21 protein-coding genes, 3 tRNA genes and 1 pseudogene are annotated in these 24827 nt (G+C 66.0%); 13 read left to right on the top strand and 12 right to left on the bottom strand.

Going from position 1 to position 24827, the window contains the following annotated elements; all coding sequences use genetic code 11:
• Position 1 precedes the first annotated feature (1 nt).
• Positions 2-1315: pseudogene (gene pcnB, locus BMZ17_RS04785) on the bottom strand (polynucleotide adenylyltransferase PcnB); the annotation flags it as partial.
• A 118-nt stretch (positions 1316-1433) separates the two neighbouring features.
• On the opposite strand from pcnB, the gene BMZ17_RS04780 reads away from it, so the two are divergent.
• Both BMZ17_RS04780 and fdxA read left to right on the top strand, forming a co-directional pair.
• A tRNA-Glu gene (locus BMZ17_RS04780) sits at positions 1434-1508 on the top strand.
• Between the two features lie 150 nt (positions 1509-1658).
• Positions 1659-1982, top strand: coding sequence for a ferredoxin FdxA (gene fdxA / locus BMZ17_RS04775; protein WP_093136612.1), 324 nt, complete (start codon positions 1659-1661; stop codon positions 1980-1982).
• Between the two features lie 103 nt (positions 1983-2085).
• Here fdxA and BMZ17_RS04770 read toward each other — a convergent pair whose 3' ends face one another.
• Positions 2086-2550, bottom strand: a complete 465-nt coding sequence (locus BMZ17_RS04770; protein WP_175485525.1) for a hypothetical protein — start codon at positions 2548-2550, stop codon at positions 2086-2088.
• Positions 2551-2633: 83 nt separating this feature from the next.
• Positions 2634-3542, bottom strand: coding sequence for a 4-hydroxy-tetrahydrodipicolinate synthase (gene dapA, locus BMZ17_RS04765; RefSeq protein ID WP_093136608.1), 909 nt, complete (start codon positions 3540-3542; stop codon positions 2634-2636).
• A gap of 134 nt (positions 3543-3676) precedes the next feature.
• Between dapA and BMZ17_RS04760 the strand changes: the two genes are divergently transcribed.
• The 7 genes from BMZ17_RS04760 to BMZ17_RS04730 all read left to right on the top strand — a co-directional run bounded on the left by BMZ17_RS04760 (position 3677) and on the right by BMZ17_RS04730 (position 10210).
• Positions 3677-4252, top strand: a complete 576-nt coding sequence (locus BMZ17_RS04760; protein WP_093136606.1) for a glycine cleavage system transcriptional repressor — start codon at positions 3677-3679, stop codon at positions 4250-4252.
• Positions 4253-4254: 2 nt separating this feature from the next.
• A complete protein-coding gene (locus BMZ17_RS04755; protein WP_093136604.1) occupies positions 4255-4737 on the top strand; it encodes a peroxiredoxin in 483 nt (160 codons plus the stop codon).
• A 97-nt stretch (positions 4738-4834) separates the two neighbouring features.
• Positions 4835-6238, top strand: a complete 1404-nt coding sequence (locus BMZ17_RS04750; protein WP_093136602.1) for a PhoH family protein — start codon at positions 4835-4837, stop codon at positions 6236-6238.
• Positions 6239-6687: 449 nt separating this feature from the next.
• The gene (locus tag BMZ17_RS04745) at positions 6688-7536 is read left to right on the top strand and encodes an alpha/beta hydrolase family protein (protein WP_093136600.1); all 849 of its coding nucleotides are present in this window, start codon (positions 6688-6690) and stop codon (positions 7534-7536) included.
• 105 nt (positions 7537-7641) lie between these two features.
• The gene (locus BMZ17_RS04740) at positions 7642-8925 is read left to right on the top strand and encodes a nucleotide sugar dehydrogenase (protein WP_093136598.1); all 1284 of its coding nucleotides are present in this window, start codon (positions 7642-7644) and stop codon (positions 8923-8925) included.
• A gap of 37 nt (positions 8926-8962) precedes the next feature.
• Positions 8963-9970 carry an NAD-dependent epimerase gene (locus BMZ17_RS04735; RefSeq protein WP_093136596.1) on the top strand — a complete coding sequence of 336 codons (1008 nt, stop codon included), beginning with the start codon at positions 8963-8965 and terminating at the stop codon, positions 9968-9970.
• 163 nt (positions 9971-10133) lie between these two features.
• Positions 10134-10210 (top strand) — tRNA-Arg (locus BMZ17_RS04730).
• Positions 10211-10478: 268 nt separating this feature from the next.
• Here the strand turns inward: BMZ17_RS04730 and BMZ17_RS04725 are convergent.
• From BMZ17_RS04725 to BMZ17_RS04695, 7 genes are all read right to left on the bottom strand, one after another.
• Positions 10479-10571, bottom strand: a tRNA-Ser gene (locus BMZ17_RS04725).
• Between the two features lie 76 nt (positions 10572-10647).
• Positions 10648-10860, bottom strand: a complete 213-nt coding sequence (gene csrA, locus BMZ17_RS04720; protein ID WP_093136594.1) for a carbon storage regulator CsrA — start codon at positions 10858-10860, stop codon at positions 10648-10650.
• 143 nt (positions 10861-11003) lie between these two features.
• A complete protein-coding gene (alaS, locus tag BMZ17_RS04715; RefSeq protein ID WP_093136592.1) occupies positions 11004-13655 on the bottom strand; it encodes an alanine--tRNA ligase in 2652 nt (883 codons plus the stop codon).
• Between the two features lie 115 nt (positions 13656-13770).
• On the bottom strand, positions 13771-14289 hold the full coding sequence (gene recX, locus BMZ17_RS04710) for a recombination regulator RecX (RefSeq protein WP_093136589.1): 519 nt from the start codon (positions 14287-14289) through the stop codon (positions 13771-13773).
• A gap of 150 nt (positions 14290-14439) precedes the next feature.
• The gene (gene recA, locus BMZ17_RS04705) at positions 14440-15474 is read right to left on the bottom strand and encodes a recombinase RecA (protein ID WP_093136587.1); all 1035 of its coding nucleotides are present in this window, start codon (positions 15472-15474) and stop codon (positions 14440-14442) included.
• A 182-nt stretch (positions 15475-15656) separates the two neighbouring features.
• Positions 15657-16301, bottom strand: a complete 645-nt coding sequence (lexA, locus tag BMZ17_RS04700; protein WP_093136585.1) for a transcriptional repressor LexA — start codon at positions 16299-16301, stop codon at positions 15657-15659.
• Between the two features lie 60 nt (positions 16302-16361).
• Positions 16362-16850 (bottom strand): CinA family protein, encoded by a 489-nt coding sequence (locus tag BMZ17_RS04695; RefSeq protein WP_093136583.1) that lies wholly within the window; start codon positions 16848-16850, stop codon positions 16362-16364.
• Between the two features lie 171 nt (positions 16851-17021).
• On the opposite strand from BMZ17_RS04695, the gene bglX reads away from it, so the two are divergent.
• From bglX to BMZ17_RS04680, 3 genes are all read left to right on the top strand, one after another.
• Positions 17022-19313, top strand: coding sequence for a beta-glucosidase BglX (gene bglX / locus BMZ17_RS04690; RefSeq protein ID WP_093136581.1), 2292 nt, complete (start codon positions 17022-17024; stop codon positions 19311-19313).
• Positions 19314-19431: 118 nt separating this feature from the next.
• Positions 19432-22038, top strand: a complete 2607-nt coding sequence (mutS, locus tag BMZ17_RS04685; protein ID WP_093136579.1) for a DNA mismatch repair protein MutS — start codon at positions 19432-19434, stop codon at positions 22036-22038.
• 18 nt (positions 22039-22056) lie between these two features.
• On the top strand, positions 22057-22509 hold the full coding sequence (locus BMZ17_RS04680) for a hypothetical protein (protein ID WP_139202791.1): 453 nt from the start codon (positions 22057-22059) through the stop codon (positions 22507-22509).
• A gap of 49 nt (positions 22510-22558) precedes the next feature.
• Here the strand turns inward: BMZ17_RS04680 and BMZ17_RS04675 are convergent, their stop codons facing one another.
• Together BMZ17_RS04675 and BMZ17_RS04670 are read right to left on the bottom strand one after the other, a co-directional pair.
• On the bottom strand, positions 22559-23206 hold the full coding sequence (locus BMZ17_RS04675) for a glutathione S-transferase family protein (protein WP_093136575.1): 648 nt from the start codon (positions 23204-23206) through the stop codon (positions 22559-22561).
• 58 nt (positions 23207-23264) lie between these two features.
• A complete protein-coding gene (locus BMZ17_RS04670) occupies positions 23265-23960 on the bottom strand; it encodes a helix-turn-helix transcriptional regulator (protein ID WP_093136572.1) in 696 nt (231 codons plus the stop codon).
• A 140-nt stretch (positions 23961-24100) separates the two neighbouring features.
• Between BMZ17_RS04670 and BMZ17_RS04665 the strand changes: the two genes are divergently transcribed.
• Entirely contained in the window at positions 24101-24745 is a 645-nt protein-coding gene (locus tag BMZ17_RS04665) for a DUF937 domain-containing protein (protein WP_093136570.1), read from the top strand.
• Positions 24746-24827 lie beyond the last annotated feature (82 nt).

Here is a 24827-nt window from a genome sequence, read left to right as displayed (position 1 = left end):
GTCACTCGCCGCTGGCGCCGGAGGCACCGCTGCGACGACGGCGGCGACGGCGACGCTTGGACGGCACTGCGTCCTCGTCTGTGTAGCTGTCGCCTGGCACTTCGACGCCCAGCGCCGCCGAAAGCTCGTCGTGGGTCTGGGTCTGGGCCTGTGTCCAGAATTCCACATCGGCCGCGTGGTCGGGCGAGGCCGACTGGCGCAGCACCAGGAAATCGAACGCCGCACGGAAGCGCGGATGGGTCAGCAGGCGCGTCACGCGCTTGCGCTGGCGCTGCGAGAAACGCGACTGCAGTAGCCAGATTTCCTGCATCGGCAGCGAGAACCGGCGCGGCAAGGCAATCGTGGTTAGCTGGTGCACGGTGACCCGGTCGGCGGCGCGGCGCGCGGCCTCTTCCGGATGCGTGCCCTGCGCCTGCAGGCCGATCAGCGCCTTGCAGTACGCCGGCCACAGCAGCAGCGCGAACAGGAACGCCGGCGAGACCGGCTCGTCGTTGGCCACGCGGCGGTCGGTGCCCGCCAGGCCTTCGAGCACCATCCGGCGCAGCGCGCCACTGCGGTTGGACTTGAGCGCGGCGGCGCTTTCGGGCAGCAGCACGGCCAGCAGGCCCGTGCGCTCCAGGCCCTCGAAGCTGGCCACGGCATTGCCGGACAGGAACAGCTTCAGCACTTCTTCGAACAGGCGCGCCGGCGCGGCCTCGGCCAGCAGCGGCGCCAGCACCGGAATCGGATCGGCGGTCGGCCCGTCGATGGTGAAATCCAGCTTGGCTGCCAGGCGCACCGCGCGCAGCATGCGTACCGGATCCTCGCGGTAGCGCTGCTCGGGATCGCCGATGAGCTTCATCCGGCGCGCCATCACGTCCTCGAACCCACCGCAGTAATCGCGCACCGAGAAATCCTCGATCGCGTAGTAGAGGGCGTTGGCGGTGAAATCGCGGCGGATCGCGTCGTCCTCGATCGTGCCGTAGACGTTGTCGCGCAGCAGGCGGCCGTCCTCGTGCAGCTCGCGGTCGCCGCTGCCATCGTCGCTGTTGGCGCGGAAGGTGGCGACCTCGATGATCTCGCGGCCGAACACCACATGCGCCAGGCGGAAGCGGCGACCGATCAGCCGGCAGTTGCGGAACTGCTGCTTGACCTGTTCGGGCGTGGCGTCGGTGGCCACGTCGAAGTCCTTCGGATGATGGCCCACCAGCAGGTCGCGCACGGCGCCGCCCACCAGGTAGGCCGAGAAGCCGGCGTCTCGCAGGCGGTAGAGCACGCGCAGGGCGTTGGGACTGATATCCCGGCGCGAGATGGTGTGCGCCTCGCGGGGAATGACGGTGGGCTGGAGTTCGGCGGTGATGATTGCGGCTTCCGTTGGTTTTTGAGCGGCCAACCCGATTGCCGGGGGCCCAAGCTGCGGATATACTAACCAGCTAAGCAGTCGTGGCCCAAACGCTCCCTTCGTCTAACGGTTAGGACGTGGCCCTCTCAAGGCTAAAATAGGGATTCGAATTCCCTAGGGAGCACCACCACTTCCTGCTTGGAACTGATCAGACCCGGCCAACGCCGGGTCTTTTCGTTTCTGCGACCCAGGCGGCACGCCGCCGCGCGGCCTGAACCACGCCGGGCGCTTCCTATAGAATGCGCAGTCCCCTCGCCCGCAACACCGGAAGTCCGCCATGCCCTTCGTCGTCACCGAGAACTGCATCAAGTGCAAGTACACCGACTGCGTCGAGGTGTGCCCGGTGGATTGCTTCCATGAAGGCCCGAATTTCCTGGTGATCGACCCGGACGAGTGCATCGACTGCACCCTGTGCGAGCCGGAATGCCCGATCGGCGCGATCTTCCCCGAGGACGACGTGCCCGCAGGCCAGGAAACCTTCGTCGCGCTCAACGCCGAGCTGGCTCAGGCCTGGCCGGTGATCACCGTGCGCAAGGACCCGATGCCCGATGCGGCCGACTGGGAAGGCAAGACCGACAAGCTGCCGCTGCTGCAGCGCTGAACCCAGCGCATTCCGCCCGGCCTCGGCGCAGCCCGCTGGCCAGGCACGCAAAGAAAAAGGCGCCCGGTGGGCGCCTTTTTCATGCAACCGATCGCCTGGGCGATCAGGTCCCGCCGAGCTTGTTCTTCAGCTCGGCCATCAGCCGGGTGGACTCCGGGCCATTGGCCGGCACGCCGCGCGGATCGACCGCCGACACGTACACGCCCGAGGCGATCTCCGACACGCGCACCAGGAAGCTCACGCCCTGATAGGAGATGTCGTAGCTGCCCAGCAGCTGGGCGCTGCTGGCGATGGTCAGGCCATCGACCGTGCCCAGCGCCACGCCGAGCTTGGCGAACACGTCATCGCGCTTGCCGGCGACATTGAAGCCCGAGGTGTTGGCGGCGGCCGGCGCGGCGCCGGAAGCGGCGGCACCTGCGGCCACGGTCGGCACCTGCATGGCGCCGGCGGTGCTCGGCACGTTCAGGTCCGGCGGGACTTCCAGCGGACGGGCCTGCGCTTCCAGCGCGTAATCGCCCTTGGGCCCCTTGTGGAACCACTTGCAGCCGGACAGGCCGACGATGGACATCGCCAGGACCACCGGCAGGACGACACGCGAAACACGGGAAAAACGCATTGGATGAATCTCCGTTTGAATTCAGACTGTTGAAGTCAGGCCGCGAGCGGTTCGCGACTGGATTGTTCTTCGAGCACGACCAGCTGCGCGACCAGGCGATCCGCCAGTTCCGCATGCCCCTGCGACAGGGGCAACAGCGGCAGGCGCAAGCCCTGGCCGAAGCCCAGGCGCTGCAGCAGCGCCTTGACCGGGATCGGGTTGGGCTCGATACCGAGGAAAGTATAGAACTCGGCCAGCCCGGCATCCCACTGGGTCGCCTGCGCAGCCTCGCCAGCACGCGACAGGTCGCACAGGCGGCGGAACGCCACCGGCATCGCATTGGCGCCGACTGAGATCAGCCCGTCCGCGCCGGCCAGCATCGCGCGGCTGGCGGTGCCGTCATCGCCGCTCAGCACGGCGAAACCTTCGCGACGCAGCGCCAGCAGCGCCTTCATGCGCTCGGGCTCACTGCGCGCCTCCTTGATCCCGATGATGCCGGGATGGTCGATCAGTTCGGCCACGGTCTCGGGCAGCAGGTCGCAGCCGGTGCGGCCGGGCACGTTGTAAAGCACCACCGGCAGGCCACCTTCGTCGGCAACCGCGCGGTAATGCGCGACCAGGCCGGCCTGGGTTGCACGCACGTACGGCGGCGTGACCACCAACGCGATCTGCGCGCCGGCTTCGGCAGCCAGGCGGGTCTGGGCAATGGTCCGGGCCGTGTTCATCTGGCCGGTGCCGGCCAGGATCGGCACAGCGCCAGCGACCACCTGCACGGCTTCGCGGATCAGGGTGAGGTATTCCTCATCCGACAACGCGGCCGCTTCACCGGTTGAACCTGCCACCACCACGCCCTGCACACCACTGCGGAGCTGCTGTTTGAGCAGGTCGCGCCAGGCATCCAGATCGAGGCTGCCACTGCCGGAGAACGGCGTGGCCAGGGCGGTAATGCAACCGGAAAGAAACAATCGAGGCCTGTAAGGAGTGATACGCACGGAACGCCGCGCACGGGCAGCGATGTTACTTGCGGCGTGAAAGCGCGGGCAAGTATGCTGGCCGCGCACTACAGGCCCCGTCCCGGGCGCCATTCAGACTCGTTGCAATGCCGGAAGCCCCTTTGACCGACTCCACGCCCCGGCCCTCGCCGAACGAAAACCACCTCCTGATCAACGCCTATACGACGCATCCGGAGTCGCCGCTACTGGGAGTGACGCGTCGCATTGCAGATTCGGGCTGCAACCTGGTCGATGCGCGCCTGTCCACGGTGGGGCGTGATGTATCTGTGACCGCGCTGGCGACCGGTTCGTGGGATGCGGTGGCCAAGCTGGAAGCGATGCTGACCCGGCTGGAGCGCGAGGAAGGACTGAAACTGGTCTGGTATCGCACCGGCGCCAAGGTCGTTCAGTCCAACCTGCTGCCCTACATCGTCGAAGTGGTGGCGGCCGACAAGCCGGGCATCCTGTTCCAGCTGGCCGATTTCTTCGACCGCCAGGGCATCACCATCGAGAACCTGCAGTCCACGCGCTATCGTGCGATGCAGACCGGTGCGGAGATGTTCTCGGCGCAGGTCACGATCGGCGTGCCGGCCAACATGCACATCGCCGCGCTGCGCGACGATTTCCTCGAATTCTGCGACCATCTGAACCTGGACGCGATCATGGACCCGATGAAGTTCTGAAGATGACGGCAACAGCCAAAGCGCTTCCGAAGTCCACCCTGAAACTGCCGCTCGCCCTGTCCGGCGGCACCTCCACGACGCTCTCCGAACACGCTGGCCACTGGCTGGTGCTGTACTTCTATCCGAAGGACAGCACGCCGGGCTGCACCACCGAAGGCATCGACTTCAACGGCCTGCTGCCGGCATTCGAAGCGCTCGATGCCAAGGTGTTCGGCATCTCGCGCGACTCGGTCAAGTCGCACGACAATTTCTGCGCCAAGCAGGGCTTCAACTTCCCGCTGATCAGCGACGCCGACGAAGCCCTGTGCAAGGCCTTCGACGTGATCAAGGAAAAGAACATGTACGGGCGCCAGGTGCTGGGCATCGAGCGCAGTACGTTTTTGATCTCGCCTGACTCGCGCATCTCCGCGGAGTGGCGCAAGGTCAAGGTCGCCGGCCACGCCCAGGCCGTGCTCGATGCACTGAAGGCTGCCACTTCGCAGTGAAATTCCCCGTGTTCCTCACCGGTCGCCATCCCGCCCCGCGGGTCGTGGTGGCCGGCTGCTGTTCGTCTGTCTGTTCGTCCACACACAGGAAACCACGATGACACGAAGCAAGCGCATCTACGTGCTGGACACCAACGTGCTGATGCACGACCCCACCGCGCTGTTCAAGTTCGAAGAGCACGATGTGTTCCTGCCGATGCAGGTGATCGAGGAACTGGACAATGCCAAGAAGGGCATGTCCGAAGTCAGCCGCAACGCCCGCCAGGTCAGCCGTTTCCTCAATGAACTGATCGTCGGCGCCGATGCCGCGCGCATCGAACTGGGCATCACCCTGCTCCACCCCAAGGGTCTGAACCTCAAGCAGCCCGGCCAGATCGGCCAGCTGCATTTCCAGCTCAAGCCGGTCGAGCCGGGCCGCACCTTCGGCGCGATCGCACCGGACAACAAGATCCTGGCCTCGGTGCTGCAGCTGCACGAGGAACATCCCGGCACGCCGGTGATCCTGGTGTCCAAGGACATCAACCTGCGGATCAAGGCCTCGATCAGCGGCATCGTCGCCGAGGACTATGAGAACGACCGGGCGCTGGACGATTTTAGCCTGCTTTACACCGGCGCCAATGCGCTGCCGGAGGATTTCTGGCATCGCCACCAGGGCGACCTGAAATCCTGGAGCGACAAGAGTGGCCGCACCAGCTACGAAGTCACCATGGCCGATGAGGAAGACTGGTATCCCAACCAGTACCTCTACCTGCCGGGCGAGGACGAAGTGGAAATGCGCGTGGCCAAGGTCAACGCCGACGGCAAGGCCACGCTGACCCTGGTCGATGATTTTCGCAGCGGCCAGCACGCGGTGTGGGGCATCAGCGCCCGCAACCGCGAGCAGAACTTCGCGCTCAACGCGCTGATGGATCCGGAGATCGATTTCGTCAGCCTGCTCGGCACCGCCGGCACCGGCAAGACGCTGCTGGCGCTGGCCGCGGGCCTGGCCCAGACCATGGACCAGCAACGCTACCGCGAGATCATCATGACCCGCGCCACGGTCAGCGTCGGCGAGGACATCGGCTTCCTGCCCGGCACCGAAGAAGAAAAGATGACGCCGTGGATGGGCGCGCTGACCGATAACCTGGAGGTGCTGACGCACAACCAGGAAGGCGGCGCCTGGGGCCGCCAGGCGACCAACGACCTGCTCGCCTCGCGCATCAAGATCCGCTCGATGAACTTCATGCGTGGCCGTACGTTCCTGTCGCGTTACCTGATCCTGGACGAGGCGCAAAACCTCACGCCGAAGCAGATGAAGACCTTGATCACCCGTGCCGGCCCCGGCACCAAGATCGTCTGCCTGGGCAACGTGGAGCAGATCGACACGCCGTACCTGACCGAGACCACCTCGGGCCTGACCTACGCGGTGGACCGCTTCAAGGGCTGGGCGCACAGCGCGCACATCACCCTGCGTCGCGGCGAGCGTTCGCGCCTGGCCGACTACGCCTCCGAAGTGCTCTAAACGCTCGGCAATCCTGCGTAAGATCACGGCTGGGACGCGGGTCTACCCGCGTCCCAGCCAGGAGCCACACGCTCGGAGCTGGTCCATCCCATTGGTCAGACGCGGTGATGGCCGCACTGCACGGCATCGCCGGCATCTAGATCGTCAGAGCATTGGCGATTGCCGCTGGCGAGACTGGCCGATTTGCTATCGCAATAACTGCTAAGTGGTGATTGCTCTCGGCCATCCCGTTGGCGGCTGCGCTAGTGCTAGCGCTCACGATCGCCTGCACCATCTGGTGGGTATTGAGCAGCGATCCCGCTTCGGTGGATGCAGCCGTCATCGCAGGCAGCGGGCCGCGTCGGCGACGTCCTCGAAGACGATGCACCACCGCCGGACGGCGGTTCCACACACGCTGCGAATGGCGGCAATGCCACTGTCGGCTTGGTCTTACCACCCTGGATGGTGCCTTGAAGACGCAGACACTCGACATTGAAGTCGCTTCGCCGGATGGCCACGCCTGGACCTTGCTGGTCCGCGCGCCCGAGCAGCCGCGTGCCGCATTGCTGTGGGTGCCTGCACTCGGCGTGGCCGCGCGCCATTACCTGCCTTTCGCTGAAGCGCTGGCAGGGCACGGCATCGCCGTGGGCCTGCACGAATGGCGCGGGCACGGCAGCAGCACCCTGCGCGCGGGCAGGCATAGCGACTGGGGCTACAAGGCATTGCTCGAACACGATCTGCCTGCAAGTCAGGCGGCATTGGCCGCGGCGTTGCCGCAGCAGCCACTGCTGATCGGCGGACACAGCCTGGGCGGCCAACTGGCGGCGTGCCACGCCGCGCTTTCCGCCGAAACGCCGTGGCAACGGCTGTGGCTGGTGGCCAGCGGCACGCCATACTGGCGCTGTTTCCCGGGCCCGCGAGGCTGGCTGCTGCCGCTGGCGTATCGCTTCATGCGCTGGCTGGCCCAGCGCAATGGCGCCCTGCCTGGACGCAGGATCGGCTTCGGCGGCAACGAGGCGCGCGGCGTGATCTATGACTGGTCGCGGGTCGGTTTGAGTGGGCGCTATGCAGGTCGCGGCATGGCAGTCGATCTTGAGCAGGCGTTATCGCAGCTAGCCGTTCCGGTGGATAGTGTGCTGCTGGCGCAGGACTGGTTTGCCCCTGCGGCATCTCTCAAGGGACTGACCGACAAGTTCCGCACGGCATCCGCGCCGCCCGTGATCCTTGATGCCAAAGCGCTCGGCACCAGGTCCGATCACTTTGCGTGGATGCAGGACCCGCAGGCCATCGCCGCGGCCTTGATCAACAACTTGGCTTAACAGCCAGCAGCCGGTGAAAACTGCCGTAGATCGCGCCTGATCGGCGGCAATGCGATCCTATGTCGGGGCCGCCCTGCTCCGGCCTGCTCAAGGAACGCCTCCTTCATGTCGAAGTTCAGCACCGACACCCCGAAGATCGCCATCATCGGCCTTGGCTATGTTGGCCTGCCGCTGGCCGTCGCGTTTGGGCGGCTGCACGACACGATTGGGTTCGATATCAGTCGCGCACGCGTGGCAGCTCTAAAGGCCCATCAGGACACCACGCTTGAGATGTCGCCCGAGCAATTACTGGAAGCGACGCATCTGACCGTCACGGATGATCCGGCGCAGTTGGAGGGATGCGACAGCTTCATCGTGACGGTGCCCACACCGGTGGATGATTACCGGCGACCTGATCTGCGTGCACTGGAGGCTGCGAGTCGTACGGTGGGGCGTGCGATCAAACGCGGCGGATTGGCGATCTTCGAATCAACGGTGTACCCGGGCGCGACGGAAGAGTTCTGCATCCCTATCATCGAAGCCGAATCGGGCCTGGTCTTCAACCAGGATTTCCACGCCGGCTACAGCCCCGAGCGCATCAATCCGGGCGATCGCGAGCATCGGCTGGAAACCATCGTCAAAGTGACGTCCGGCTCCACGCCCGAAGCCGCCGCACGCGTCGATGCGCTCTATCGCAGCATCGTGCAGGCCGGCACGCACTGCGCACCGAGCATCCGCGTAGCCGAGGCCGCCAAGGTCATCGAAAACACCCAGCGCGACGTCAACATCGCCCTGGTCAACGAACTGGCGCTACTGTTCCATCGCTTGGGCATAGACACCGGCGATGTGCTGGAAGCGGCCGGCACCAAGTGGAACTTCCTGCGTTTCAAGCCCGGGCTGGTGGGCGGCCACTGCATCGGCGTGGATCCGTATTACCTCACCCACAAGGCGCAGCAGGTGGGCCACCATCCCGAGGTCATCCTTGCAGGACGTCGCATCAACGATGGCATGGGCGCGCACGTCGCCCAGCGCACCGTCAAGCTGATGGCTCGGCGCGGCCAGCCGATTTCCGGCGCACGCGTGCTGGTGCTCGGCCTGGCGTTCAAGCAGGACTGCCCAGACCTGCGCAACACCAAGGTGATCGACATCATCGGCGAGCTGCGCCAGTACAGCGTGCAGGTCGATGTCCACGATCCTTGGGTCAATGCTGCCGAAGCACAGCGCGAATACGACCTGGAACTGGTTGAAGCACCGCCGCACGACCACTACGACGCGGTGATCCTGGCGGTGGCGCACCGTGAATTCATCGCACTGGGCGGCGCCGGCGTGCGCGCCTTCGCGAAGCCCAAGGGCGCGCTGTTCGACGTGCAGCGCGCCCTGCCCCGCACCGATGTCGACGACCGGCTCTAAGCCAGGTCACTCCCTTATCGATCGCAAGAGAACACCCATGAAGATTCTCGTCACCGGCGCCGCCGGTTTCATCGGCTCACGACTGAGCGAGCGCCTGCTGGAACGCGGCGACACAGTCCTGGGCTACGACAACCTCAACGACTACTACGATCCTTCGCTGAAAGAAGCGCGCCTGCGCCGCCTGGAAGGCCAGCCGGGCTTCTCGATGATCCGCGGCAGTCTGGAAGACCGGCCGGCGCTGGAAGCGGCCTTCGATGGCTTCGCACCGCAGCGCGTGGTCAACCTGGCCGCGCAGGCCGGTGTGCGCTACTCGCTGCAGAACCCGCACGCGTATGTAGAGAGCAATCTGGTCGGCTTCATGAACATCCTGGAAGCCTGCCGCCATCGCGGCGTAGAGCATCTGGTCTACGCCTCGTCCAGCTCGGTGTACGGCGGCAACCGCAAGCTGCCCTTCGCGGTGGAAGACAGCGTCGATCATCCCTTGAGCCTGTATGCGGCCAGCAAGAAGGCCAACGAGCTGATGGCGCACACCTACAGCCATCTGTATCGCCTGCCGACCACGGGCCTGCGCTTCTTCACCGTGTATGGCCCGTGGGGACGTCCGGACATGGCGCTGTTCCAGTTCACCCAGCGCATCCTTGCGGGCGAGCCGATCGACCTGTTCAACAACGGCCAGCACACGCGCGACTTCACCTACATCGACGACATCGTCGAAGGCGTGATCCGCACGCTCGACCATGTGCCTGGCCCGGATCCGCACTACGACCCGCTGGCGCCGAATCCCGCGACGTCCGATGCCCCGTATCGCGTCTACAACATCGGCAACAACGCACCGGTGCAGCTGCTCGACTACATCCAGGTGCTCGAAGACGCGCTGGGCAAGAAGGCGCAGCGGCGCCTGCTGCCGCTGCAGCCTGGCGATGTGCCGGACACCTTCGCCGATGTCAGCGCGCTGCAGCGCGACGTGGGCTACGCGCCCTCGACGCCGATCCAGACCGGCATCGCCAACTTCGTGGCGTGGTACCGCGACTACTACAAGCTTTGAGCGCATCGCCTGCGCGTGCATCGACGCACGACGGTGTTGCTACCAATTCTCACTTCCGCAAAATCGATGGCACTGCGAAGCACGCGAAAAAGCATCGAGAAAAAATTTCACGAAAGGTGTTGACGAAGTAGCGCTTCATCACCATAATTTCGCTCCTCGCAAGGCGCCCGTAGCTCAGCTGGATAGAGTACCTGGCTACGAACCAGGCGGTCGGGAGTTCGAATCTCTCCGGGCGCACCATGCGATAAACACGAAGAAGCCAGCATTCATTGCTGGCTTTTTTGTTGGTCGCGTTTTGGCAAATACCAAACGCCTATGCGCGCTCGACACGCACACCCCAGTGCATCACCGACCGATGCGCTGCGCACCCCTACCGCAGCGCGCGGCAAGCCCGCGAGCGGCTATGTAGGCACCACGCACGGCACGACGTCGCAAGCAACGTCTGCAACGCACTTAAAAACACATACGCCAGACGCAAAAAACCCGCCGTAAAGGCGGGTTATTGCTTTGGCGGAGCGGGAGGGATTCGAACCCTCGATAGAGCTTTTGACCCTATACTCCCTTAGCAGGGGAGCCCCTTCAGCCGCTCGGGCACCGCTCCAATCAACACTACTGCGTCTTGCTACGCAGCAGCCGTCAAGGATAACGGCTGAACGCGCAGACGGCAAACAAAATCGTTAGTTCGAAGAACCGCTCTCGGCGTGCTCGGCTGGGGAGCCGGCTTCCTCACCGCGCTGGATGCGCTGGTAGATCTCTTCGCGGTGGACAGCAACATCCTTGGGCGCGGTAATACCGATGCGCACCTGGTTGCCTTTCACGCCGAGGACGGTGACTGAGACCGAATCTCCGATCATCAGGGTTTCGCCGACACGGCGGGTCAAAATCAACATTTCAATTCTCCGTAATCCGGCTAGCGTAAAGCCGGCAGAAGCGTTTGGCACCCGTAGTTGCCAGAACACTTCCAGATAGGTTCATAGACGTGAAACATGGTAGCGGCCGGCCATGCCGGCCCGCAAGAGATCAGGCGCCTATTTCAGGCAACCAGCCGTTGCGCCACCCATGTTTTGATCCCCTCCAGCGCCGAGGCAAGGGCGGGCCCGTCCTCACCACCACCCTGGGCGAGGTCCGGGCGACCGCCGCCCTTGCCCCCGATCTGACTGGCGACGTGGCTTAGCAGTTCCCCGGCCTTGACCCGGCCCATTGCGCTGCCGTTCACGCCTGAAACCAGGGCCGCCTTGCCGGCATCTGTGCCGGCCAGCACGATCACCGAGTCACCCAACTGCTGCTTGAGGCGGTCGACCGCATCGCGCAGCGCCTTGGCGTCGAAACCCTCCAGACGCACGGCCAGGACCTTGACGCCTTCGACGTCCACGGCCTGGCTGGCCAGGTCGGCGGTGGCACCCGAGGCGGCCTTGGCCTTGAGGCTTTCCAGCTCGCGCTCCAGCTTCTTCTGGCGGTCGGTCAGCTGGCGAATCTTTTCCACCACTTCGGCCGCGCTGCCGCCGAGCAGGCTGGCGGCTTCAGCCAGGCGCTGCTCCTCGGTGTCGACATAATCCAGCGCGCCCTGCCCGGTCACCGCCTCGATTCGACGCACGCCGGAAGACACGCCGCTTTCGCTGACGATCTTGAACAGACCGATGTCGCCGGTGCGCTGTACGTGGGTACCGCCGCACAGCTCGGTCGAGGTGTCGCCCATGCGCAGCACGCGGACGTTCTCGCCGTACTTCTCGCCGAACAGCGCCATCGCGCCAAAATCCAGCGCTTCCTGCATGGCCATGTGGTGGATTTCCACCCCATGGTTGCCGCGGACTTCCGCGTTGACCCGACGCTCGATCTCGGCCAATTCCTCAGCCGACACCGGCTGGAAGTGCGAGAAATCGAAGCGCAAGCGATCGGGCGCCACCAGCGACCCCTTCTGCTGGACATGCGTGCCCAGCAGCGAACGCAGCGCCGCGTGCAGCAGGTGTGTGGCCGAGTGGTTGAGGATGGTCGCGCCACGGCGCGGCGCATCGGCATCGCCGGCCAGCACGTCGCCCACCGACAGCGCGCCTTCGACCAGCTGGCCGACGTGACCATGGAACTGGCCGGCCAGCTTCTGGGTATCGCTGACCTGGAACAGGCTGCCGACGCCGCGCAGCGTGCCGGTATCGCCGACCTGGCCGCCGGACTCGGCGTAGAACGGCGTGCGATCCAGCAGGACCACACCGGACTCGCCCGCTTCCAAACGCTGGACCGGGCGACCGTCGCGCAGCAGCGCAACCACGGTCAGGCCTTGCGCCTGCAGGCTGTCGTAGCCGAGGAATTCGGTCGGCTTGAGCTGCGCGACCAGGTCAGCCGGAAGGCCCGCTCCTGAAGCGAACTTGCCTGCAGCACGGGCCGTTTGACGCTGCTGCTCCATGGCCGCATCGAAGCCGGCCATGTCCACGTCCATGCCGCGCTCGCGGGCGATGTCCGCAGTCAGATCGACCGGGAAGCCGTAGGTGTCGTACAGGCGGAAGGCATCCACGCCCGGGATGGTCGTGCCCTGCGCGCGCGCGGCCACGTCCTCGAAGATGCGCATGCCGGCGTCCAGCGTCTCGGCGAAGCGCTCTTCCTCGGCCTTCAGGGCGCGCTCGACCAGATCCAGCTTGGCCGGCAGCTCCGGATAGGCCTCGCCCATCAGCGCCGAAAGGGTCGGCACCAGCTGGGAGAAAAACGGCTGGCGCACGCCTAGCATCCAGCCATGGCGCAAGGCGCGGCGGATGATCCGGCGCAGCACATAGCCGCGGCCCTCGTTGGACGGCAGCACGCCATCGACGATCAGGAACGCGCAGGCGCGGATGTGGTCGGCGATCACGCGCAGCGACTTGTTCTCCAAGTCACTGGTGCCGGTCAGGCGTGCGACCTCGGCGATCAACGTCTGGAACAGGTCGATCTCGTAGTTGCTGTGCACGTGCTGCAGGACCGCGACCAGGCGCTCCATGCCCATGCCGGTGTCGACGCACGGCGCCGGCAGCGGGACCAGCGAGCCATCGGGCTGGCGGTCGAACTGCATGAACACCAGGTTCCAGATCTCGATGAAGCGGTCGCCGTCCTCGTCGGGCGAACCCGGGGGGCCGCCGGCGATCTCCGGGCCGTGGTCGTAGAAGATCTCGGTGCAAGGGCCGCAGGGACCGGTGTCGGCCATCTGCCAGAAGTTATCCGAAGCGTACGGCGCGCCCTTGTTGTCGCCGATCCGCACGATCCGCTCGGATGGAATGCCGATCATGTCGTGCCACAGCGCATAGGCCTCGTCATCGGTGTGGTAGACGGTGACCAGCAGGCGCTCGGCCGGCAGCTTCCAGACCTCGGTCAGCAGTTCCCACGCCCAGGCGATGGCTTCCTTCTTGAAGTAGTCGCCGAAAGACCAGTTGCCCAGCATCTCGAAGAAGGTGTGGTGGCGGGCGGTATAGCCCACTGCATCCAGGTCGTTGTGCTTGCCGCCGGCCCGCAGGCAGCGCTGCACGTCGGCCGCGCGCACGTAGCTGCGCTTTTCCGCGCCCAGGAAGGTGTCCTTGAACTGGACCATGCCCGAGTTGGTGAACAGCAGGGTCGGGTCGTTGCCCGGCACCAGCGGTGCCGAAGGCACGATGGTGTGGCCCTTGCCGCGGAAGAAGTCGAGGAAGTCCTGGCGGACCTGGTTGCTGCTGAAAGTCGAGGCGGTCATGTGGGAGCTTGCGTTGGGCGAGCGGCTGTCAAAACGGGCCGCGATCCCCCATACATGCGGACCCAGCCCGTCCCGGACAACCTTGAGCCGCAAAGGGTAACAAACCCGGGCCGGCTCAGTCCTCCGGCAGGCCGTGTAACACCGCCCGGATGGCGTCCCCGTCGAAGCCCCGGCGCATCAGCAGGTCTGCCGCCTTGCGCTGGACGGACAGGTCCACCAGCCGGTCCGGGCCGAAACGGCGGGCGATCAGGTCGCGGGCCAGTTCCCGCCAGTCGCCCTCGAAGGTCGCCAGCGCGGCCGATATTTCGACTGCGGACAGGCCGTGGCTTTCCAGTTCGACCTGGATGTAGCGCGGGCCGTAGCCCGACCCGACGCGGCTGCGGACCAGCAGTTCGGCAAAGCGTGCATCGTCCTGCCAGCCTTCGCCGGCCAGGCGCTCGACGGCCTGCTTGGCGGCCTCAGCTTCGATTCCGCGCGCGGCGAGCTTGCGCAGCAGCTCCTTGCGCGAATGCTCACGCCTGACCAGCAAGGCCAAGGCGCGCTGGACCGGCGTGGGTTCCGGGCGACGTCGACGGCGAACGGTGCCGACATCCGTTTCGGCGGGCAGCGCCAGATCCTCCGGTGCGTCGGTCATGACGCGCCCTCCTGACTTGTTTCAGCAGTGACCGCTGGAACGAAAAACGGGAAGCGACGCCCGCCCAGGCGCCACTTCCCGGCACTCATCGCCCCACGCAGGCCGGCCCCGCCACTGACAGCAGCGCCGGCCTGCATGGAACGCATGAACTCAGTCATCGTCGCCTTCGTCGTTCTCACGGCCGGCCACTTCAGCCGGCTGGAACTTCTCGCGCAATTCGGCTTCGAGCTTGGCGGCCACGGCCGGGTTCTCGCGCAGGTAGGTGCGGGAGTTGTCCTTGCCCTGGCCGATGCGCTCGGTGCCGTAGCTGTACCAGGCGCCAGCCTTGTCGACGAGCTTGGCTTCCACGCCCATGTCGATCAGCTCGCCTTCGCGGCTGATGCCTTCGCCGTAGAGGATCTCGGTGACGACCTGCTTGAATGGAGGCGCCATCTTGTTCTTGACGACCTTGATGCGGGTCTGGTTGCCGATGATCTCGTCGCCCTTCTTGATCGCACCGATGCGACGGATATCCAGGCGCACCGAAGCGTAGAACTTCAGCGCATTACCGCCGGTGGTCACTTCCGGGCTCTGGCCCGGCATCATCACGCCGATCTTCATGCGCAGCTGGTTGATGAAGATCACCAGCGTGTTGGAGCGCTTGATGTTGCCGGTCAGCTTGCGCAGCGCCTGGCTCATGAGACGGGCCTGCAAGCCCGGCAACTGGTCGCCCATCTCGCCTTCGATTTCGGCCTTCGGGGTCAGCGCGGCAACCGAGTCGATGACCACGATGTCCACCGAGTTGGAGCGCACCAGCATGTCGGCGATTTCCAGCGCCTGCTCACCGGTATCGGGCTGGGACAGCAGCAGGTCGTCGACGTTGACGCCCAGCTTGGCGGCGTAGATCGGGTCCAGCGCGTGCTCGGCGTCGATGAAGGCCGCGGTGCCGCCCAGCTTCTGGCACTGCGCGATGGCCTGCAGGGTCAGGGTCGTCTTGCCCGAGGATTCCGGCCCGTAGATCTCGACCACGCGGCCCTTGGGCAGGCCGCCAATGCCCAGCGCGATGTCCAGCATCAGCGAGCCGGTGGGCACTACTTCGGTTGCCTCGATCACGCGGTCACCCATGCGCATCACCGAGCCCTTGCCGAACTGGCGTTCGATCTGGGTCAGGGCGGCGGCCAGGGCGCGCTTTTTGTTCTCGTCCATTTTCGGTGTCCTCAAAGGGGTGATGATCTGGGTGGTGAGCGGTTGGAAAGCACTCTAGGGATCGGTGATCGCATAGGCTGAGACCCGGCCAATCCCACGCAAAAATTAATCAGCAAGCCTGGTGGCCACCAGCAGGCAACGCCGCTGCCCGCTGTCGGAAAACTCCGCAAAACACGGCCGATTCATCGATTGGGCCGGACCAGGCCGCAGTACAGGCCTTCGATGGCGAAGTCCTGGCCCGGGCGCACATCAATCGGCGAATAGTCCGGGTTGCGCGGCAGCAGCCGGATCGAATCGCGGCCGATCTTGAGCAGCTTGACCGTGATCTCCTCATCGATGCGCGCCACCACGATCTGGCCGCTGCGCGCGTCCCGGGTGCGGTGCACGCCAATCAGGTCGCCGTCGAAGATGCCCTCGTCGCGCATCGAATCACCCTTCACCTTCAGTAGGTAATCCGGCGAAGGCGAGAAGAACACCCGGTCCAGCACCACGTAATCGTGGTGGTCGGCATCGGCGCCGATCGGCGCGCCGGCGGCCACGCGCCCCAGCACCGGCAGACGCAGGGCCGATTCGTCATTGGCGGCGGCGAAGCTCATGGTGGCCTGGGCCGGCTGCGGGGCATGCAGTACGCGGATGCCGCGGGCACGGCCAGGAATGCGCTCGATGGCGCCGGCCGCCTCCAGCGCTTCCAGGTGGTATTGCGCCGCGCGCACGCCCTTGAACCCCAGCGCGCGAGCAATCTCCGTCTGCGACGGCGGCATGCCTTCGGCTTCGAGCCGTTCGGCGATCATGGCCAGGATGGCCTGCTGGGTGTCGGTGAGCTGCATGGTTAGTAGTATTACTACTAACAAACCCGTCCCGCAAGCATCGCGCGCAAATTTGTGTGATCAGGCCTCGACCAGGCCACCCAGTGCCGCGGCCACGGTCTGCCGACGCACGGCATCGCGGTCGCCGTCGAACTGGAACACCTGCGCCCGGGCGTAGCCGCCGCGGCGTTTCCAGCCGATCCAGACCGTGCCGACCGGCTTGTCCTCGCTGCCGCCGCCCGGGCCGGCGATGCCGGTCACGGCCACCGCGACGCTAGCGCCGGAATTGACCAACGCGCCGGAGACCATCTCGATCACGGTCTCGCGGCTGACCGCGCCAAAGGTTTCCAGGGTCTGCGGGCGCACGCCCAGCAGGGCCTGCTTGGCCTCATAGCTGTAGGCGGCCATGCCGCAGTCGAACCAGGCCGAGGAGCCGGCGATGTCGGTCATGGCCTTGGCGATCCAGCCGCCGGTACAGCTTTCGGCGGTGACCAGCATGTCGCGCTGGGCGCGCAGGTGCTGGCCAACGGACACGGCCAGTTGTTCGAGATCGGCATCGGTGGGGGACATCGGTCAGCGCTTGCACGAAGGAGTCGCCCCCAGTATCCCAGATCGGCGCCGGCGCCCCGCCCGCCGGGTCTTCGTGCAGTGCGGCGTGCTTCCTGCGTGTAAACGATTACATTCTGTTGAGATGCCGCCGCCGGGCGGCCCCGCCATTACGCGATCGGAAGGGGATCGGGCATGACCACACGAGGAATCACACGACGGCAATTGCTGCTGGCCACGGGCGGTGCCGCCCTGCTCTCGCAGGTCCCGATCGGGCTGGCGCTGGGCCACAGCCGCGATGGCGCCAAGGCGCCGGCCTTCATCGAAGACCTGATCGCCAAGATGACCCTGCAGGAGAAGGCCGGCCAGCTGACGCTGTTCGGCGCCGCCATGCAGAACGGCGCGGCCGCCGCCGCCAATCCGGTCACCTCCACCGGCGCGGTCTCCGCGCAGATCGCCGCGGCCAAGGCCGGCCAGCTGACCGGCGTGTTCAACAGTTCCAACGTGCTCTATCACGAGCGCCTGCAGAAGGCGGCGATGCAGGGCCGGCTGAAGATCCCGATGATCTTCGCTGCCGACGTGATCCACGGCTTCACCACTGTCTTCCCGGTGCCGCTGGGCGAATCGGCCAGCTTCGAACCCGAACTGGCCCGCCGCACCGCGCGCGCGGCCGGCATGGAAGCGTCATCGGTCGGCATCGACTGGACCTTCGCGCCGATGGTGGACATCGCCCGCGATGCGCGCTGGGGCCGTGGCGTGGAGGGCAGCGGCGAGGACGTGCTGCTGGGCAAACGCATGGCCGATGCACGCGTGCGCGGCTTCCAGGGCGAGCGCGGCCTGGCCGATCCCGAAGCGGTGGTCGCCTGCCCCAAGCATTTCTGCGCGTACGGCGCGGCCGAGGGCGGCCTGGACTACAACACCACCGATGTCTCCGAGCGCGTGCTGCGGCAGACGTATTTCCCGCCGTTCCAGTCTGGGTTCGATGCCGGCGCGATGACCACGATGGCCTCGTTCAACGAGATCTCCGGCATCCCCGCCACCGGCAACAAATGGCTGCTGGACGACGTGCTGCGCGGCGAATGGGATTTCCGCGGCGTGGTGGTGTCCGACTACACCGGCGATGAGGAACTGATTGCGCACGGCTACGCGCGTGATGGTCGCGACGCCACGCGCCTGGCGATCCTGGCCGGCGTGGACATGAGCATGCAGAGCGGCCTGTATCTCAAGTACCTACCGGAGCTGGTGGAAAGCGGCGAGGTGCCGATGGAGGTCGTCGACCGCTCGGTGCGGCGCGTGCTGCAGCTCAAGGCGCAGCTGGGTTTGTTCGACGACCCGTTCCGCCGGATCAAGCCGCAGGCTCCCTCGCGCCAGCGCCTGCCCGACACCCTGGCGCTTGCGCGCGAGGCCGCGCGCAAATCGGTCGTGCTGCTGAAGAACGAGGGCGACGTGCTGCCGCTGCGCGCCAGCGGCCAGCGCATCGCGCTGATCGGCCCGCTGGCCCAGGACTGGGACAGCACCAAGGGGCCGTGGACGCTGTTCGGCGGCGACGATTCGGCCAGCGACCTGGCCACCGGCCTGAAGCAGGCGATGGCCGATGCCAGCCAGCTTAGCGTCACCGCCGGCTGCGGTTACGAGAAAGCATTGGATGGCGGCGTGGACGACGCGGTACAGGCGGCCAAGGCCGCCGACGTGGTGGTCATGGCCATCGGCGAATCGCGCGACGACTCGGGTGAAGCGCGCTCGCGCACCTCGATCACGGTGCCGCAGGTGCAGCTGGACCTGCTGGCCGCCGTCGCGGCGACCGGCAAGCCGGTCGTGGTGGTGCTCAGCAACGGGCGTGCGCTGGCGCTGGCCGACCTGCTGCCGAACGCCAAGGCGGTGCTGGTGAGCTGGTATCTGGGCTCAAGCTCGGGCCTGGGCCTGGCCGATGTGCTGTTCGGCGCGCACGGGCCGTCGGGACGCCTGCCGGTGAGCTTCCCGCGCGAAGCCGGCCAGGTGCCCTACTACTACGACCACAAGATCACCGGCCGCCCGGATCCGCATCCGGAAAAACTCACCGCGTTCAAGACCCGCTACATGACCTCACCGAACGCGGCGCTGTTCCCGTTCGGCTTCGGCCTGACCTACGGGCAGATCGAATACGGCGCGCTGGACCTCGGCGACGCCCGCCTGGCCGCCGATGGCACGCTCACGGTGCGGGCCACGGTGCACAACCGCGGCAGCCGCGATGCGGAAGAAGTGGTGCAGCTCTACCTCCACGACCGCGCCGCCAGCATCACCCGGCCCAAGCAGGAACTGAAGGACTTCAAGAAGGTCGCCATTGCCGCCGGCGCCAGCGTGCAGGTCGAATTCAGCCTGCGCCGCAGCGACCTGCTGTTCGTCGGCCAGGACCTCAAGCCGACGGTCGAACCGGGCACCTTCGACCTCTGGGTCGCGCCCTCAGCCGAAGTGGACGGCCTGCACGCCACCTTCGAACTGTTGGCCTGATCCGCGCGCGCGGCCCAGTCCGCGCCGCGACCTGCTATGACCGCCCCACCCGGCTGGCCCTTCCGGCCGGCCGGGCGTGACCGCTTACAATCTGCGGTCACTTTTTGCTGTGCCCACGATGTCCAAGACCGCCCCCGTCGAACACACCCCGCTGATGAAGCAGTTCTTCGCAGCCAAGTCCGAGTATCCGGATTTGCTGCTGTTCTTCCGCATGGGGGATTTCTACGAGCTGTTCTACGACGACGCGCGCAAGGCCGCTCGGCTGCTGGACATCACCCTGACCCAGCGCGGCAGTTCCGGCGGCGCGCCGATCCCGATGGCCGGCGTGCCGGTGCATGCCTACGAAGGCTATCTGGCGCGGCTGGTGGCGCTGGGCGAATCGGTGGCGATCTGCGAACAGATCGGCGACCCCGCGCTGGCCAAGGGCCTGGTCGAACGCAAGGTGGTGCGCATCGTCACCCCAGGCACCGTCACCGACGAGGCGCTGCTCAACGAGCGCCGCGACACGCTGCTGATGGCGGTCTCGCGCGGCAAGAGTGGTTACGGGCTTGCGTGGGCCGACCTGGCCGGCGGCCGCTTCCTGGTCAACGAGGTCGAATCGGAAGACGCGCTGGAAGCCGAACTCGCGCGCCTGGAACCGGCCGAACTGCTGGTGCCGGACGAGGAAGGCTGGCCTGCATTCCTGGCCACGCGCACCGGCGCACGCCGCCGCGCGCCGTGGCTGTTCGACGCCGACAGCGGCCGTCGCCAGCTGCTGCAGTTCTTCAAGCTGCATGACCTGACCGGCTTCGGCATCGAGGACAAGCCACAGGCCATCGCCGCTGCTGGCGCGCTGCTGGGCTATGTGGAAGAAACCCAGAAGTCGCAGCTGCCGCATCTCACCGCGATTGCATTCGAGTCGTCTGGTGAAGCCATCGCCATGAACGCGGCCACGCGCCGCCACCTGGAGCTGGACACGCGCGTGGATGGCGATACGCGCCACACCCTGCTCGGCATCCTGGACAGCACGGTCACGCCGATGGGCGGGCGCCTGCTGCGCCGCTGGCTGCATCGTCCGCTGCGTGATCGCAGCGTGCTGAGCCAGCGTCACCATGCGGTGACCACGTTGATCGAGCGCGGCACCGATGCCGACCTGCGTGATGCCTTCCGTGCCTTTGGCGATGTCGAACGCATCCTCACCCGCGTCGCACTGCGTTCGGCGCGCCCGCGCGACATGTCCACGCTGCGCAACAGCCTGGCGCTGCTGCCGCGCCTGCGTGAGTTGCTGTCGCCGCTGGATTCGCCGCGCCTGCACGCGCTGGCCACGTCGATGGGCGAACACGACGCCACCGCGCACCTGCTCATCACCGCCGTAGCCGAACAGCCGCCGCTCAAGCTCACCGATGGCGGCGTGCTGGCCAACGGCTTCGACGCGGAGCTGGATGAATTGCGCCAGCTCTCGACCAATGCCGACCAGTTCCTGATCGACCTGGAAACGAGGGAGCGCGCGTCCAGCGGCATCAATACGCTCAAGGTCGGCTACAACCGTGTCCACGGTTACTACATCGAGATCAGCAAGGGCCAGTCGGAAAAAGCGCCGGTGCACTACACGCGCCGCCAGACCCTGACCAATGCCGAGCGTTACATCACCGAGGAACTGAAGTCCTTCGAGGACAAGGTACTGTCCGCGCGCGAACGCGCGCTGTCGCGCGAGCGCGTGCTGTACGAAGCGCTGCTGGACGACTTGAACGCGGTGATCGAACCGCTCAAGCGTTGCGCCCTGGCGTTGAGCGAACTGGACGTGCTGTGCGCGTTTGCCGAACGCGCGCAGCAACTGGATTGGACCCAGCCCGAACTCTCCGATGCGCCGTGCCTGGTGATCGAACGCGGTCGCCATCCGGTGGTCGAAGCGGTGCGCAAGGAACCGTTCGAACCCAACGACCTGCGCCTGGACGGCAGCGATACCGCCGAAGCCCGCCGGATGCTGGTCATCACCGGCCCGAACATGGGCGGTAAGTCGACCTACATGCGCCAGAACGCGCTGATCGTGCTGCTGGCGCATATCGGCAGCTTCGTGCCGGCCTCGCGCGCGCAGATCGGCCCGATCGACCGCATTCTCACCCGCATCGGTGCAGGCGATGACCTGGCCAAAGGCCAGTCCACCTTCATGGTGGAAATGGCCGAAACCAGCTACATCCTGCATCACGCCACCGCGCAATCGCTGGTGCTGATGGACGAGATCGGTCGTGGCACCTCGACGTACGACGGCCTGGCGCTAGCCGATGCGGTGGCGCGCCACCTGGCCGCGGTCAACCGCTGCTACACGCTGTTTGCCACGCACTATTTCGAACTGACCACGCTGGCCAGCGAGAGCTTCGAGGGCGGCCCGAGCGGCATTGCCAACGTGCACCTGGATGCGGTCGAGCACGGCGACACGCTGGTGTTCATGCATGCGGTCAAAGATGGCGCAGCGGATCGCAGCTTCGGCCTGCAGGTCGCGGCGCTGGCCGGCCTGCCGCGCACCACGTTGTCGCAGGCGCGCCGTCGCCTGGCCGAATTGGAGCAACGCGGCGGCGAGACCCATGCATCCAAGATGGCACCGGCGGCACTGGATGCGCCGCAGCAGTTCGGTTTGTTTGCCGCGGCGCCTTCCGCCGCACAGCAGGCGCTGGTCGCACTCGACCCGGATGACCTGACCCCCAAGCAGGCGCTTGAGGCGCTGTACCGCCTCAAGGCGCTGCTGTAACGCTAAAACGGAATTTTCATGCCGCCATTTGATCGATTCACCACCGAGCATTGGACAATTTCTTTTCCAAGCGATTGGATCGATCGCTCGGAAAGCGACGAAGCCCCATATTTCGAATCACCGCAAGGCGATAAAGGTCTTTACGTAAAACTGTGGCGCATGTCGGATCAGGAGCATCTGGATTCGCGAACACTGGTGCAGCACTTCCAGGAGGTTGAGTTTCAATCTTTCTTTTCGCCTAAAGATGCCTGGGAGCTAATCCACAGGACAACGGAAGGAGATGAAAGCTCCGCCAGTGGCTTGTGGGAAGGAATCAATGGCGAGAACAAATACTGGATTTGCGGCAAACAGATTGCTGCGGGCAATTACGTTCTACGGGCTACGTTTCATGACTATTACTCCGCAGACGCGAGTGCTTCCAGAGAGTTCTTCTCGATTGTCATGGACTCCTTGGCACTGACGAACATTTGAGCCGCCGCAAGGGTTTTTCTGACTTTGCGGCACACTCCGTGGCCGCTCATTAAGCCTCAACGGCTGGCGGCATGTTCGGATTGGGATGCTTGGCCATCAGCGCGTTGTCGATCTCCATCGCACGCAGCGCCGCCGGACGCGACATGTGCGCCTGAGCAAACGCAACGAACGCCGGACGCGGTTCCAGCGACCCCATGCGCAGGTAATAGCCCAGGCATGCGGCGACATACAGATCGACCGCGGTGAAGTGATCGCCGGCCAGATAGGTGCGGCCTTCCACCGCCTGCTCCAGCGTGCGCAGCAGGTCTTCTTCCTTACCGTAGCCGGCGGTCACCGGCTTTTCCAGCGCGCCGGCATCCTTGGCCGTCAGCAGCGCCTCGAACGGACCGGCCATGAAGAACAGCCAGCGGAAGTACGCCGCACGCGCGGGCGAATCCTCCGGCGGCGCCAGCCGACGCTCGGGCACCAATTCGGCCAGGTAGGCGCAGATCGCGGCATTCTCGGTCACCACCGCATCGCCGTGGCGCAGCGCCGGCACCTTGCCCATCGGATTGATCGCCAGGTACTCGGGCGATTTCATGTCGCTGCCGTAGTCGAGGATCTTCGCCTCGTACGGCAGGCCGGTCTCCTCGATCATCCAGCGCGCGACGCGGCCGCGGGACATCGGATGGGTGTAGAGGGTCAGGGTCTCGCTCATGGCAACGCTCCGTCGTGAATGAGGCGCCAGTGTCGGCCTGCCCTGCTGACAGCTTCTGTCAGGAGTCGCTGCCGTAGCCGGTGGCCGCGCGCCAGCGCTTGATCAACACGTGCCGGCGCGAGGGATAGCGCTCGCCGGTATCGACCAGCGACAGCACACGATCGGCACGAAAATGGCGGAAATCCCGGCGCAGCTCGCACCACGCCGCCAGCATGCCGAGGCCTTCGATGAAGGCCATCGCGAAGGGCCAGATCAAACGCTGCGTCGGCTGGCCCGCGCCGTCTGCGTAATCCATGCGCAGCACGTGCTCCAGGCGGATGCCATGGCGCAGCACCGGCAGCCACGGCGCATCGGGCGGCGTTTCGCGCAACTTGGGGACCAGCAAGCCGCTGGTTTCGATCGACAGGCGCGTCGCTGCCGGCAAGGTCGCGCCGATGCGCGCCATCGCACGTTCTGCCGCCTGGGCCAGAGCCTGGTCGGGCTGGCGCGTGACCCAGCGCGCGCCGAGTGCGAGGGCTTCCAGTTCGTCCTCGCTGAAGTTCAGCGGCGGCAGCAGATAGCCCGGGCGCAGCAGGTAGCCCACGCCCGGATCGCCGAGGATGTCCGCGCCCTGCGTGCGCAGCGTGGCGATATCGCGATACAGCGTGCGCAGGCTCACACCGAGGTCTTCGGCCAAGCGTGCGCCGGCGACGGGACGACGGCGTCCGCCAAGGGCTTCGAGCAATTGCAGCAGGCGGGCGGCACGCGAGGTCATCGACACAGCATAGGGCTTCGCGATTGCGCGCCGCTGGTCTGCGCATGCCGATGCGACGCGTCGAAGCCACGCAGATTGACCGTTGTGCAAGGTGGTTTCCGGTACCTTCGGGACATCCCCCGAAACGCAGGAGCCGTGTCATGAGCGAACCCCTTTCCGGCCTGGCCGGCGCGCTGTTCCAGCAGTTGCAGGGCGCACCGGTGCAGCAGATGTCCGCGCAGCTGGGCACCGATCCGCAGCAGACCCAATCGGCGATCGGCGCGGCGCTGCCGCTGCTGCTCGGCGCGCTCGGTCGCAATACGCAACAACCGCAGGGCGCCGAAGCCTTGTTCGGCGCACTGCAGCGCGATCACGCGCCGGCGGCGGCCAGCAATGGTTTCGATCTCGGCGGCCTGCTTGGCTCCGTCCTGGGTGGTGGCACGCAGAGCGCCAGTCCGCAGACCGACGGCGCCGGCATCCTCGGCCATGTGTTCGGCAATAACGCGCCGACCGCGGCCGCGGGGCTCGGCCAGGCCACCGGCCTGGGCGGCGACAAGGCCGGCCAGCTGCTGCAGATGCTGGCGCCGATCGTGCTGTCGTTCCTCGCCCAGCGCTTCTTCAGCGGTGGCAACGCGGCCAGTCCTGCGCAGCTGGGCCAGGCGCTGGGCCAGGAACATGCGCAGGTGCAGCAGTCCGGCGGCCTCGCCGGTGGCTTGCTCGGCAAGGTGCTGGACCAGGACGGCGATGGCGACCTGGATGTGAGCGACCTGATGAAGCTCGGCGGCAGCCTGTTCGGCAAGCGCTGAACCCGAATCGATAGTCCACCACTATCGAAACTGGAACATCTTTCGATTTTCTTTTGTCATCCGCCTTGCCTAAGGTGAGGGC

This window comes from Pseudoxanthomonas sp. GM95, assembly GCF_900109775.1.
GTDB lineage: Bacteria > Pseudomonadota > Gammaproteobacteria > Xanthomonadales > Xanthomonadaceae > Pseudoxanthomonas_A.
The sequence above is the reverse complement of the archived record's forward strand: the minus strand, read 5'-3'. Positions and strand labels throughout refer to the sequence as shown.

Excerpts from the sequence above, each read along its gene's own strand:
- BMZ17_RS04750 (WP_093136602.1), top strand. The coding sequence starts at position 4,835 with ATGACACGAAGCAAGCGCATCTACGTGCTGGACACCAACGTGCTGATG.
- BMZ17_RS04670 (WP_093136572.1), bottom strand. The coding sequence starts at position 23,960 with ATGACCTCGCGTGCCGCCCGCCTGCTGCAATTGCTCGAAGCCCTTGGC.
- lexA (WP_093136585.1), bottom strand. The coding sequence starts at position 16,301 with ATGCAGCTCACCGACACCCAGCAGGCCATCCTGGCCATGATCGCCGAA.
- BMZ17_RS04755 (WP_093136604.1), top strand. The coding sequence starts at position 4,255 with ATGACGGCAACAGCCAAAGCGCTTCCGAAGTCCACCCTGAAACTGCCG.
- mutS (WP_093136579.1), top strand. The coding sequence starts at position 19,432 with ATGTCCAAGACCGCCCCCGTCGAACACACCCCGCTGATGAAGCAGTTC.
- BMZ17_RS04680 (WP_139202791.1), top strand. The coding sequence starts at position 22,057 with ATGCCGCCATTTGATCGATTCACCACCGAGCATTGGACAATTTCTTTT.
- fdxA (WP_093136612.1), top strand. The coding sequence starts at position 1,659 with ATGCCCTTCGTCGTCACCGAGAACTGCATCAAGTGCAAGTACACCGAC.
- BMZ17_RS04735 (WP_093136596.1), top strand. The coding sequence starts at position 8,963 with ATGAAGATTCTCGTCACCGGCGCCGCCGGTTTCATCGGCTCACGACTG.
- BMZ17_RS04665 (WP_093136570.1), top strand. The coding sequence starts at position 24,101 with ATGAGCGAACCCCTTTCCGGCCTGGCCGGCGCGCTGTTCCAGCAGTTG.
- BMZ17_RS04675 (WP_093136575.1), bottom strand. The coding sequence starts at position 23,206 with ATGAGCGAGACCCTGACCCTCTACACCCATCCGATGTCCCGCGGCCGC.
- recX (WP_093136589.1), bottom strand. The coding sequence starts at position 14,289 with ATGACCGACGCACCGGAGGATCTGGCGCTGCCCGCCGAAACGGATGTC.
- recA (WP_093136587.1), bottom strand. The coding sequence starts at position 15,474 with ATGGACGAGAACAAAAAGCGCGCCCTGGCCGCCGCCCTGACCCAGATC.
- bglX (WP_093136581.1), top strand. The coding sequence starts at position 17,022 with ATGACCACACGAGGAATCACACGACGGCAATTGCTGCTGGCCACGGGC.
- BMZ17_RS04770 (WP_175485525.1), bottom strand. The coding sequence starts at position 2,550 with ATGTCCATCGTCGGCCTGTCCGGCTGCAAGTGGTTCCACAAGGGGCCC.
- alaS (WP_093136592.1), bottom strand. The coding sequence starts at position 13,655 with ATGACCGCCTCGACTTTCAGCAGCAACCAGGTCCGCCAGGACTTCCTC.
- BMZ17_RS04740 (WP_093136598.1), top strand. The coding sequence starts at position 7,642 with ATGTCGAAGTTCAGCACCGACACCCCGAAGATCGCCATCATCGGCCTT.
- BMZ17_RS04760 (WP_093136606.1), top strand. The coding sequence starts at position 3,677 with ATGCCGGAAGCCCCTTTGACCGACTCCACGCCCCGGCCCTCGCCGAAC.
- csrA (WP_093136594.1), bottom strand. The coding sequence starts at position 10,860 with ATGTTGATTTTGACCCGCCGTGTCGGCGAAACCCTGATGATCGGAGAT.
- BMZ17_RS04695 (WP_093136583.1), bottom strand. The coding sequence starts at position 16,850 with ATGTCCCCCACCGATGCCGATCTCGAACAACTGGCCGTGTCCGTTGGC.